Raw genomic sequence first — 11823 nt, forward strand, 5'->3', positions numbered from 1 at the left:
ACAGTTAGCTAATCGCAATCGGGAAGATGGAACCGAGGATCATCGCGCCTAAAATCGCGCCGCCGGTAATCGGCTTCTGCCAGATATAAAACAGCAGCGCGCCCACCAGAGAGCCCAGACCAATAGGAATCGATGCCGTCATGGCGCTGAGGATAATCAACGGCCCCAGAAAACGGCCTGAAGTGTTACCAGCCCCCATCATGACGTCCGCCCCGTACGTGGAGTCGCTCTGATTAATGGTGAACTTACGCGCCAGAATAATGATGTAGCCAATCGCCAGGCCAATCACCAGACCGGTTATCAGCGAAGCGATAAAGTTCGCCACCGGGAAGACAAAGCCAGCCCCCAGCAGTAACGCCGGAACCCCTAAGCCCACGCCAGTCTGAATTGCCCCGCCGATATCCAGAATCCCGACCAGCGAACCTTCGATAATGCGGGCAAATAAAAAGCTGGCGCCGAAAGCGGCGACCGCGCCGTAGACGCCGGTATCCATCCCCGCTTTCAACATCGCCACAAAAGCGACTTCGTTAAATGCGCCGATACCGTACAGATAGTACATATGCGTCCCGGCGAAAACGCCGGAGGAGAGCAGGCCAACAAAGATCGGGAACGACCAGTCGGCATACCAAAAACCTTTATTCTCTTCCATTGTGGCCTCCGTTATTTGCCGCTGAGCGAGTTGTGGATCAGTTCAAGCCAGTTCGGTACCGTCATGTTGAAAGACTCGATCATTTTCATGTCGAAGCCGCGGAAGAAGCCGCTCAACACAAACAGCAAAACGATGGCGACCATCATCACTTTGGTGACATGGTTCCAGCCGCTCTCTTCTACGCCTTTACCGATCAAAATACCCAGCACCAGCCCCGGTACGGCGTTCCCCATGATGAGCTGCGCCGCGCCGCCGAAAACGGTGGCCCAGAAGCCCGATTTTTTACCGGCGTCGATCGCCGCTAACCAGAAGATCACAGGCATGACGATGTTGACCAGCAGGTTTGCCGCCGGTACCAGCACCTTAACCGCTGTCACCTGTAGCGCTTCTGGCACGGATGAGGCGGTCAGGTTAAGGAACGTCACGACGATCATGCCGATGACGGCGCAGGCAATCGCCATTTTTTTCGGGTCGTGCAGCGTCTCGCCAACGTTACGGTTTTTGATCATGAGCGCCGCCGCGCCCCAGTTAGGGATGATGCGGTGATCGACATCCTGGGTGAACGATCCGGCCGCCACAGACGACGCCCAGGCGTTAAAGAAGAAACCCAGTCCAAAGGAGAAGTGAGATGCCGGGTCGCCTTCACAAGAGTTGAGTTCGCCCAACGTACGGAACGCGCCCATCCCCTGTGTGGTTGGCGCGTGAAACATGCGTGCAGCCCCAGCGCCCACCCCTACGCCGACCAGCGCGCCGATAATGAGCGATTTAATTAGTATTATCAGGAACATAACTATGCCTTTTTAATAAAAATCAGCGTTTCGCGACGAAATCCACCCTGTCGAGATTGATGGCGGTCACGTTGACGGTCACATCCAGCTCCACGCTGTAAGTGCGTCGTTCCCGGCGCAAAAAGAAAAACAGAAAGGCCTCTTTACGCACCGACTCATGCGCCTGAACAATCCGCACATCCTGTGGCTCAATACGCAGTAAGATATACGGCGACTCTCTCATCACCGCCGACTGAACATGGTTCAGCGCATCGGCAAAGGCGCGTGCTTTGGCGTCGCCCTTGCCTTTTACTCTCACCGTGGTGGTGAATTGCTCTTTCATCATCAGGCGCCGTATTTCTTTTGCCACGCCTGCACCAGGCGCTCGCCGAGCTCTTCTTTATCCATAAAGCCGAAACCCAACACGTTGCAGCCTTCATTGATAGCGGTGACGCCTTCATCCACTGACCGCATTCCATATTTGGCTTTGTAGCCATGCTTGTTTTGCGCGGTGATAGCGCCCGCGCCGCCGCTGCCGCAAAATGAAATGCCGAAGGTGGCGTTTTCCGCTTTCATCACATCGCCCAGCTTCATGTCTGCCGCGACGCCCGGTACGACGACCGCGCGACCGCCCGCTTTTTCCACGCCTGCCGCCACTTTCTGGCCTTTACCCAGGCGATCGCCAATCACGACGGTAATCTGTTCCATTTTTTGCTCCTTAGAGGTTGTCTTTCGCGACTTCAAAATGTACCGATAATAGCCAGGCTTCTTCGTCAGGAAGGTTGCCAAACGCCGCCACGATTTCGCGGGCGAGCGCCATTGATTCGGCTGAGATTTCATCAAACAAGCTGGCATCGACTTCCGGTAAAGGCTCGCCGGTAATTGACCGGTGCGCCATCGCGCGAACGTGCGAGGTCAGCATTTGCGTCTGTACCGCATTGGGGACAATGTGATGCCGCCCCAGCAGGCCATCCACCTGCGTTAACACCTGTTCAGCCAGTTCGTTAATTCGCTCACCGGCATCGTGTTTTACTGCTCCGTTATCCACGCGTCTCACCCCGTTAATGGCAATGAGATAAAACTAGCGGCAAGGGTTAAAAGTTTGTAGCGAGTTATTTTCCACCTCGAAGTGGAAACGCGAGTGGGATAGGTGATCTGCGCCACAGAAAAGGCGGCATTAATGAATTATCGCCGGGAAAGTGTGAGATCTATCGCGGCATAAAGAGGAAATGGCGAAACAATGACGTTGTCGTATAAAGTGAGAAAGTGTGATGGGTATTACATTTTGCCGGATGGCGACCTGCGGATAAAGCGAAGCCGCCATCCCACAAAAATTAACGATACTTCTTATGATACGTATTGCGGGTGGTTTTTAGCGCTTCCGCCGCCGCTTTCGCTTCTTTAACGTTACCTTCGTTCGCCAGCTTCAGCGCGCCATCAATTTGGCCGACCAGAATGTCAAAACCGTGACGAAAATCCTTCATTTCCGGGCTATCCGGCGCTTTATCTTCCAGCTTTGGCGGCGTAGCTTTTTGAGCATCCAGCGCGGCCGCGCGCATTTTGGTTAATGCCGCTTTCAGTTCAGGGGCACTATCCGTTTTCTCAACAACTTTCAGGTTATCATTGAGAATATCCATATTATCTTCAAGATCGGCAGCAAAAACAGCCGAACCGAATACCAGCGATGACACAGCAAGAATAGCTAACAGGCTTTTACGCATTGCTCACTTCCTTTTTTATTATTAACGATAAGTGTAATACCCTGAATAATTCGAGTTGCAGGCAGCCAACGCGCCTGCAGCCTGAAGTATGACGGGTATTATTGTCCGGCGATTTTCATCTCCGGTAACAATACCGAACCGCACTGTATATTACTGCGCGTTTCAATATCATCACCCACGGTGACAATATTACGCCACATCTCTTTTAAATTACCGGCAATGGTAATTTCACTTACCGGGTACTGGATTTCACCATTTTCAACCCAGAATCCCGCAGCGCCGCGGGAGTAGTCGCCGGTAATACCGCTGACGCCCTGGCCCATCAGTTCCGTCACCACCAGGCCGGTGCCCATCTCTTTTAGCAACTGCTCAAAGTTCAGCCCCTGCCCGGCGATACGCCAGTTATGAATGCCGCCGGCATGACCGGTACTTTTCAGCCCCAGTTTGCGGGCAGAATAGTTGGTCAGCAACCATTGCGTCAGTACGCCATCCTTCACAATGTCCCGGCGCTCCGTACGCACGCCTTCGCTGTCGAACGGTGAAGACGCCAGCCCTTTTAGCAGATGCGGGTGTTCTTCGATGGTTAACCATTCCGGCAGAATTTGTTTGCCCAGCGAGTCGAGCAGAAAAGTGGATTTACGGTAGACCGCGCCGCCGGCAATCGCCCCGACCAGATGACCAAATAGCCCTGTCGCCACTTCATTGGCGAAAATGACCGGCGCTTTCATGGTGGAGAGCTTGCGCGGCGACAGGCGGGATAAGGTGCGGCGCGCGCACTCGGCCCCGACCCATTCCGGCGCTTGCAGATCCGCCATTGCCCGACCGATGGTGTAAGCGTAATCACGCTCCATATCGCCGTTCTCTTCAGCGATGACGCAGCTTGAGAGCGAATGGCGCGTGGAGCAATAGCCCTGCAACATGCCGTGGCTGTTGCCGAACACTTTAATGCCGTAATGGCTGTTAAAGCTACCGCCTTCGGTATTGGTGATGCGTTTATCCGCCTTTAGAGAAGCCTGTTCCGCACGCGCGGCCAGTTCAATGGCTTCGTCTGGCGTAACCTCTGCCGGGTGGAACAAGTCCAGATCCGGCGCGTCAAACGCCAGCAGTTCTTTGTCCGCCACGCCTGCGCACGGGTCCGGCGACGTGTAACGCGCGATATCCAGCGCGGCCTGCACGGTACGGGCAATCGCCTGCGGGCTTAAATCCGTCGAAGAGGCGCTGCCTTTGCGGTTCTGGTGATACACCGTAATGCCCAGCGCGCCGTCGCTATTAAATTCGACATTCTCTACTTCACCATAACGGGTGCTGACACTAATGCCGGTGGTCTTGCTGACGGCGACTTCCGCCCCATCCGATTTGCCTGAGGCTAACTCCAGCGCTGTCGAAACTGCTTCTTCCAGAATCTTACGCTGCGCTTCAACTTGTGAGATTACTTTCATTGCAAATGCCATAATGTAGAGAGAGTTTCTCTGAAGTCTAACAGAGAACCGTTTTTCAGTGCGCATCTTAACTGGTAACATTAGCCTCTTTTTTTAAGGAGCCTGACATGACAAAGCAGCCCGAAGACTGGCTCGACGACGTTCCCGGTGATGACATCGAAGACGAAGACGATGAAATTATCTGGGTCAGTAAAAGTGAAATTAAACGCGATGCCGAGGAATTAAAACGCCTGGGCGCGGAGCTGGTGGATCTGGGGAAAAACGCGCTGGATAAGATCCCGCTGGACGCCGATCTGCGCGACGCCATTGAACTGGCCCAGCGAATCAAAATGGAAGGACGCCGCCGCCAGTTGCAGCTTATCGGAAAAATGCTGCGCCAACGCGACGTTGAACCTATTCGCCAGGCGCTGGACAAGCTGAAGAACCGCCATAATCAGCAGGTGGTGCTGTTTCACAAGCTTGAGCATCTGCGCGATCGTCTGATCGTCGAAGGCGATGACGCGGTAGCCGAAGTACTGACCCTGTGGCCGCACGCCGATCGTCAACAGCTTCGTTCATTGATCCGCAATGCGAAGAAAGAGAAAGAAGGCAACAAACCGCCGAAATCAGCGCGTCAGATTTTCCAGTATCTGCGCGAGCTGGCGGAAAACGAAGGATAATTTTACACGTTGGTAGCATCTGCCGGATGGCGGCGCTGGCGCCTTATCCGGCCTACAGGAATGTACCTATTGTAGGCCCGGTAAGCGCAGCGCCACCGGGCATTTTTTACTCCACAACCAGTGCTTTTTTCGCCAGCCCATCCAGCAATTTCTGATGGATGCCGCCGAAACCGCCGTTGCTCATCACCAGGATGTGATCGCCAGGCTGTGCGGTTTTCACCACCATTTCCGCCAGCGTATCGACATCGCCACTCCAGTGAGCAGGCTGTACGCAGGCTTCGGCGACTTCCGCCACTTGCCACGGAATATGCGGCGGCTGCAGCAGGAACACTTCATCCGCACGCCCTAACGACGGTGCCAGGTCATCCTTGCATAACCCCATCTTCATCGTGTTAGAACGCGGCTCCAGCACTGCGATAATGCGCGCGGTGCCGCCCACTTTACCGCGCAGCGCCGCCAGCGTGGCCAGAATTGCCGTCGGGTGATGAGCAAAATCGTCATACACCGTCACGCCGTTCGCTTCACCGCGCAGTTCCAGACGGCGGCGGGCGTTAATAAATGACCCCAGAGCACTGGCCGCTTCTGCGGGCGCGACGCCCACGTGGCGCGCGGCGGCAATCGCCATCAGACCGTTGTGCATGTTATGTTCGCCGACCAGGCCCCATTTCACATCGCCGACTTTTTCGCCGTCCAGCCACACTTCCCACTCGGAAGCATCCGTAGTCAGCTTCTTCGCCTGCCAGTGTCCCTGCTCGCCCACCAGCTCCTGCTCGCTCCAGCAGCCCAGCGCCATGGTCTGTTTCAGGTTGATGTCGTTTTCCGGCCAGATGATGCGCCCCTGCCCCGGTACGATGCGCACCAGATGGTGGAACTGCTTCTGGATCGCTTTCAGATCGTCGAAGATGTCGGCATGATCAAACTCAAGGTTGTTGAGGATCAGCGTCCGCGGGCAGTAATGCACAAATTTAGAACGTTTATCAAAGAACGCGCAGTCGTACTCATCCGCTTCGATAACAAAGAACGGGCTCTCGCCCAGGCGCGCGGAAACCTCAAAGTTACCCGGTACGCCGCCAATCACAAAGCCCGGTTTGTACCCGCACGCTTCCAGTATCCAGGTCGCCATGCCTGCGGTCGTGGTTTTGCCGTGGGTACCGGCGACCGCCAGTACCCAGCGATCGCGCAACACAAAGTCGTGCAGCCACTGTGGACCAGACATAAAGGGAATGTTTTTTTCCAGCACCGCTTCCACGCACGGATTCCCGCGCGTCATCGCATTGCCGATAATCACCAGATCCGGCTGCGGATCGAGCTGGCTGGCGTCATAACCCTGGATCAGATCAATGCCTTGCTTCTCAAGTAAGGTACTCATCGGCGGATACACATTGGCGTCCGAACCCGTTACTTCATGACCAAGCGAGCGAGCCAGCATCGCCAGCCCCCCCATGAAAGTGCCACAAATTCCCAAAATATGAATGCGCATACGTCACTATCCTTTTTTTATCTGCGAGCCATTTTACGCACATGTCTGGCAAGTGAGAAACGCATTTCAGGTAAATCTGTACTTTGCTGGCGCGATTCACCTGAGCGCATCATCTGAAATGTTTGTTAAGATTGTTACGGTCGCTTTACTCCAATCAATTGCAGGGAAAGTGTTATGAAAACGTTAGGTGAATTTATTGTCGAAAAGCAGCACGAGTTCTCTCAGGCTACCGGTGAGCTCACTGCTTTGCTGTCGGCAATAAAATTGGGCGCCAAGATCATCCACCGCGATATCAACAAGGCCGGTCTGGTCGATATCCTGGGTGCCAGCGGTGCTGAGAACGTACAGGGCGAGGTTCAGCAGAAACTCGATCTGTTCGCGAACGAGAAACTGAAAGCTGCACTAAAAGCGCGCGATATTGTAGCGGGCATCGCATCGGAAGAAGAGGACGAAATCGTCGTCTTTGAAGGCTGCGAACACGCAAAATATGTGGTGCTGATGGACCCTCTGGATGGCTCTTCTAACATCGACGTTAACGTCTCTGTCGGTACGATTTTCTCGATTTATCGCCGCGTGACGCCTGTCGGCACGCCGGTTACCGAAGAAGATTTCCTGCAACCGGGCAACAAACAGGTCGCTGCGGGATATGTCGTGTATGGCTCGTCCACCATGCTGGTTTACACCACCGGCTGCGGCGTACACGCTTTCACCTACGATCCGTCGTTAGGCGTGTTCTGTCTGTGCCAGGAACGTATGCGTTTCCCGGAAAAGGGTAAAACCTACTCCATTAACGAAGGCAACTACATTAAGTTCCCGAATGGCGTGAAGAAGTACATCAAATTCTGCCAGGAAGAGGATAGTTCAACAAGTCGCCCTTATACCTCACGTTACATTGGCTCTCTGGTGGCCGATTTCCACCGCAACCTGCTGAAAGGCGGCATCTATCTCTACCCCAGCACCGCCAGCCATCCGCAGGGAAAACTGCGTCTGCTGTATGAGTGCAACCCGATGGCGTTTCTCGCGGAACAGGCCGGCGGCAAAGCAAGCGATGGTAAAGAACGTATTCTGGATATCATTCCGGAAAGCCTTCACCAGCGCCGCTCGTTCTTCGTCGGCAACCGCCATATGGTTGACGATGTGGAACGCTTTATCCGCGAATACCCGGACGCGTAATCTTTACCACCATGCGGAATAACGCATGAAGCCGCCATTGGGCAATAACATGTCCGATGGCGGCGTTGCCTTATCAGGCCCGTGATTTTTTCGGTTCTTAACCTTTGTCATTCATGCTCCGCAACGACGCGCCAGATGAGGCGGAAACGAAAACAAGCGAAGACTTTCGGCGTGAGTTGGCTATAATACTCGCCACTTGTTTGTCATAAATTCAAAGGAAACAGACATGAGCTTACTCAACGTCCCGGCGGGTAAAGAACTGCCGGAAGATATCTACGTCGTTATCGAGATCCCGGCTAACGCAGATCCGATCAAATACGAAGTTGACAAAGAGAGCGGCGCGCTGTTCGTTGACCGCTTCATGTCCACCGCGATGTTCTATCCGTGCAACTACGGTTACATCAACCATACCCTGTCTCTGGACGGCGACCCGGTAGACGTTCTGGTCCCGACGCCGTACCCGCTGCAGCCAGGCGCCGTCATCCGTTGCCGTCCGGTTGGCGTACTGAAAATGACCGACGAATCCGGTGAAGATGCGAAACTGGTTGCCGTACCGCACACCAAACTGAGCAAAGAGTACGATCACATTAAAGATGTGAACGATCTGCCGGAACTGCTGAAAGCGCAGATCACTCATTTCTTCGAGCATTATAAAGATCTCGAAAAAGGCAAATGGGTGAAAGTTGACGGTTGGGACAACGCCGAAGCGGCTAAAGCGGAAATCGTTGCCTCCTTCGAGCGCGCAGCGAAGAAATAAGTTCGCTTTTACATAAGCGTCAAGATAAAGGCTCTCATAGTAATGAGGGCCTTTTTATTGGCTAATGAATAGAACACAATTTTTATCATTATTAGTTTAACATTCACGAAATGAATAAGACCTTACCTTATTTTTTATTAAAAAGGGTTGAATACGCTCACGCTTTCTCTAAAAAGCTTAAGATAATAATTTTTTTGTGAATTCCCGCAGACTCCCATGGACTTACGCCCTAAATATTAGCAAGCGCCAAATTCTTATTTAGTGCATAAGCCCGATTACCTTTTTAATAAGGTATCCTAAGCTCTCCCTACCAATAACCGTATTTTTAATCCAACATAACATCCGCTCAAAACACACTTTTTAATATATTTTTAAGGGCTGCCATAATTATTTACTACTTTAAGAGATTATGATGAAAAATGATATATTAATTACCGGTGGACATATCATCGATCCCGCTCGTAATATTAATGAGATTAACAATTTACGCATCATTAACGATATTATCGTTGATGCCGATAAATATCCTGTAACTTCGGAGACCCGGATTATCCATGCCGACGGCATGATCGTCACTCCCGGTCTTATCGATTATCACGCGCATGTTTTTTATGACGCGACGGAAGGCGGCGTCAGGCCTGATATGTACATGCCGCCGAATGGCGTCACCACCGTCGTGGATGCAGGTTCTGCCGGTACGGCAAACTTTGATGCCTTCTACCGAACGGTGATTTGCGCCAGTAAAGTTCGAATCAAAGCGTTTCTGACCGTGTCGCCGCCGGGCCAAACCTGGTCACAAGAAAATTATGATCCTGACAATATTGATGAAAATAAGATCCACGCGCTGTTTCGCCAGTATCGCAATGTTCTTCAGGGATTAAAACTCAAGGTTCAGACTGAGGACATTGCTGAATATGGCTTAAAACCGCTGACTGAATCCCTTCGTATTGCCAACGATTTAAGGTGCCCCGTGGCAATACACTCGACTCATCCCGTCGTTCCCATGAAAGAACTTGTCTCCTTGCTACGCCACGGCGATATTATCGCTCATGCGTTTCACGGCAAAGGTAGCACCATTCTTACTGATGAAGGCGCTGTCTTAGCCGAAGTCCGTCAGGCAAGGGAAAGAGGCGTTATATTTGATGCCGCCAATGGTCGCAGCCATTTTTCAATGAACACGGCACGCCGGGCCATCGCCAATGGCTTTCTTCCGGATATCATCAGTAGCGATCTCTCAACCATCACTAAACTCGCCTGGCCTGTTTACGCCTTACCATGGATTTTATCGAAATATTTAGCACTCGGCGTCGCGCTTACCGATGTCATTAACGCCTGTACCCATACCCCAGCAGTTTTATTGGGCATGGCAGCAGAAATTGGTACGCTGGCCCCTGGGGCATTTGCCGATATCGCCATCTTTAAATTAAAAAACAGGCATGTTGAATTTGCCGATATTCATGGTGAAACGCTCACGGGGACGCATGTGCTGGTACCACAAATGACCATAAAATCCGGTGAGATATTATTTCGTCAAATTGATTTTGGCGCGCGGCCAAACGGAGTTGAAAAATGACCTCAATGCAAAAATGGCTACGGATCGGCGCGACATTAATGTTCGGCCTTTTTGTTGCTTATCTTGACCGTTCTAATCTTTCCGTTACGTTACCTACGATTACACACGACCTGAATATTGATGGCGCAACGGCCAGCATTGTATTAACCATATTTCTTATTGGCTATGCCTTTTCAAATATTTTTGGCGGCGTATTTACCCAGCGATACGATCCGAAAAAAATAGTCATTCTGATGGTGCTAATCTGGTCGATTGCGACCGTTTTTGTCGGATTTACCTCGTCAGTGTACGTTATTTTGATTTGCCGGTTGGTGCTTGGCATTACCGAAGGCATTTATTGGCCGCAGCAGTCCCGCTTCGCCAGCGACTGGTTTTCAGACAAAGAACGGACGCAGGCGAACAGCATTATCCAGTATTATGGACAGTTCCTGGCATTAGGCCTGGGATTTATGATTTTGTCCCCGCTGGATGCTGCCTTCGGTTGGCGAAATGTTTTTATTATCACTGGTGTGATCGGCATTTTTGTTGTGGTTCCACTTTATATAACAATGCTGAAAAAACAGGAAGAAGCGCCTTATTATCGTGCGCCGGCGCCAACAGAGAAAACTAAACTTACCCTGGAATCGCTGGGCGGAACCCCTTTCCTACTCCTTATTTTTACCTACATCACTCAAGGGATGTTGTTCTGGGGAATTACGTTATGGATCCCCATGGTTGTCAATTCTCTCGGCTATACCGGATTCAGTAAAGCATTGGTCAGTTCTCTGCCTTATCTGACTGCGGTTATACTGGCAATCCCTATCTCATGGATCAGTGATAAGACACAAAAGCGTGTACTTATTGCTTCACTGGGCCTACTAATCCCCGGCGTAATGTTATTTCTCTTGCCATTTGTCGATGCGCCGGGCTTTAAAATCACGCTCATTACCCTGGCGATGGGTTATTATGCCGCCAGCTTTACCCCCAATATCTGGTCGATTATCCAGTCGAACGTTAAACCCCATGCGATTGGCCCAGCCTCCGGTATTATTAATGGCATCGGCGCTGGCGGCGGCGGTACGTTGGCAGGCCTAATGGTCGGCTATTTTTACCGGACAACTGGCAGCTATATGCAGGGATTTATGGTTCTTGGATGCATTGTTATCCTGGGCGGCGCGTCATTATTGATCTACGGCAGAATAAGAGCTCACCATGCCCGGCGCTAGCGCCATCAGCCAGAATGTAAAAAAACAACGCCACCCGAGGGTGGCGTGTTCAGTTCAGGGCTGGTTTCTGTCTAACCAGTCACCGCTTTCAATCAGAGTTAACCCATCAACAGGACGTTGATATACATACATCCATGCGCTGCCGTAAGGCGTCTGGATTAACTGGCGTGCGTATTCACCGCCCCTGGTGCGCAAAGCATCAAGTTCGGCCAGCGTGGCGTTATCAATTCGATAAACTTCACCGTATACCGCTCCGTTTCCCGGAACTGCGCCTGGATAGTGGCCCAGACTATACAACTGGTAGTTATCGATACGGTAATCGCCAAGCAATTGGGCATTGGTCATCCAGTGACTGTTGCCTTGTTTCTGTCGTAAACTGCCATAGACAAATATTCGCATT

14 protein-coding genes are annotated in these 11823 nt (G+C 52.0%); 5 read left to right on the forward strand and 9 right to left on the reverse strand.

The window, feature by feature from the left end; genetic code table 11:
- Positions 1 to 4: 4 nt before the first annotated feature.
- From J4614_RS08605 to pmbA, 7 genes are all read right to left on the reverse strand, one after another.
- Complete coding sequence (locus J4614_RS08605; RefSeq protein WP_000392127.1) at positions 5 to 649, reverse strand: DUF4310 family protein; 645 nt, start codon at positions 647 to 649, stop codon at positions 5 to 7.
- A gap of 11 nt (positions 650 to 660) precedes the next feature.
- Complete coding sequence (locus J4614_RS08610; RefSeq protein WP_000478578.1) at positions 661 to 1437, reverse strand: DUF4311 domain-containing protein; 777 nt, start codon at positions 1435 to 1437, stop codon at positions 661 to 663.
- Positions 1438 to 1459: 22 nt separating this feature from the next.
- On the reverse strand, positions 1460 to 1762 hold the full coding sequence (locus J4614_RS08615) for a DUF4312 family protein (RefSeq protein ID WP_000975187.1): 303 nt from the start codon (positions 1760 to 1762) through the stop codon (positions 1460 to 1462).
- The gene (locus tag J4614_RS08620; RefSeq protein WP_000435389.1) at positions 1762 to 2124 is read right to left on the reverse strand and encodes an SFCGS family glycine-rich protein; all 363 of its coding nucleotides are present in this window, start codon (positions 2122 to 2124) and stop codon (positions 1762 to 1764) included. Before J4614_RS08620 ends, J4614_RS08615 begins: the two co-directional genes overlap by 1 nt.
- Positions 2125 to 2134: 10 nt before the next feature.
- The gene (locus J4614_RS08625) at positions 2135 to 2473 is read right to left on the reverse strand and encodes a glycine dehydrogenase (RefSeq protein WP_001255103.1); all 339 of its coding nucleotides are present in this window, start codon (positions 2471 to 2473) and stop codon (positions 2135 to 2137) included.
- Positions 2474 to 2750: 277 nt separating this feature from the next.
- A complete protein-coding gene (cybC, locus tag J4614_RS08630) occupies positions 2751 to 3137 on the reverse strand; it encodes a cytochrome b562 (protein ID WP_001232231.1) in 387 nt (128 codons plus the stop codon).
- 98 nt (positions 3138 to 3235) lie between these two features.
- Complete coding sequence (gene pmbA, locus J4614_RS08635) at positions 3236 to 4588, reverse strand: metalloprotease PmbA (RefSeq protein WP_000852994.1); 1353 nt, start codon at positions 4586 to 4588, stop codon at positions 3236 to 3238.
- A 95-nt stretch (positions 4589 to 4683) separates the two neighbouring features.
- Here pmbA and yjgA point away from each other — a divergent pair, with 95 nt between their 5' ends.
- On the forward strand, positions 4684 to 5235 hold the full coding sequence (yjgA, locus tag J4614_RS08640) for a ribosome biogenesis factor YjgA (RefSeq protein ID WP_000166287.1): 552 nt from the start codon (positions 4684 to 4686) through the stop codon (positions 5233 to 5235).
- A 106-nt stretch (positions 5236 to 5341) separates the two neighbouring features.
- Here the strand turns inward: yjgA and mpl are convergent, their stop codons facing one another.
- Entirely contained in the window at positions 5342 to 6715 is a 1374-nt protein-coding gene (mpl, locus tag J4614_RS08645) for a UDP-N-acetylmuramate:L-alanyl-gamma-D-glutamyl-meso-diaminopimelate ligase (protein ID WP_001219832.1), read from the reverse strand.
- A gap of 174 nt (positions 6716 to 6889) precedes the next feature.
- On the opposite strand from mpl, the gene fbp reads away from it, so the two are divergent.
- From fbp to J4614_RS08665, 4 genes are all read left to right on the forward strand, one after another.
- Positions 6890 to 7888 (forward strand): class 1 fructose-bisphosphatase, encoded by a 999-nt coding sequence (fbp, locus tag J4614_RS08650; protein WP_000853764.1) that lies wholly within the window; start codon positions 6890 to 6892, stop codon positions 7886 to 7888.
- Positions 7889 to 8114: 226 nt separating this feature from the next.
- The gene (ppa, locus tag J4614_RS08655; protein WP_000055079.1) at positions 8115 to 8645 is read left to right on the forward strand and encodes an inorganic diphosphatase; all 531 of its coding nucleotides are present in this window, start codon (positions 8115 to 8117) and stop codon (positions 8643 to 8645) included.
- 409 nt (positions 8646 to 9054) lie between these two features.
- Positions 9055 to 10218 carry a metallo-dependent hydrolase gene (locus tag J4614_RS08660; RefSeq protein ID WP_000977205.1) on the forward strand — a complete coding sequence of 388 codons (1164 nt, stop codon included), beginning with the start codon at positions 9055 to 9057 and terminating at the stop codon, positions 10216 to 10218.
- Positions 10215 to 11423, forward strand: coding sequence for an MFS transporter (locus tag J4614_RS08665; protein ID WP_000203125.1), 1209 nt, complete (start codon positions 10215 to 10217; stop codon positions 11421 to 11423). The genes J4614_RS08660 and J4614_RS08665 overlap by 4 nt, the downstream gene beginning before the upstream one ends.
- 54 nt (positions 11424 to 11477) lie before the next feature.
- On the opposite strand, the gene J4614_RS08670 is transcribed toward J4614_RS08665, so the two are convergent.
- A complete protein-coding gene (locus J4614_RS08670) occupies positions 11478 to 11822 on the reverse strand; it encodes a gamma-glutamylcyclotransferase (protein WP_001219167.1) in 345 nt (114 codons plus the stop codon).
- Position 11823 lies beyond the last annotated feature (1 nt).

This window comes from Salmonella sp. 32031103-2018-00083-FB-01-SM-01 (assembly GCF_017571995.1).
In the GTDB taxonomy this organism is placed as follows: domain Bacteria; phylum Pseudomonadota; class Gammaproteobacteria; order Enterobacterales; family Enterobacteriaceae; genus Salmonella; species Salmonella enterica.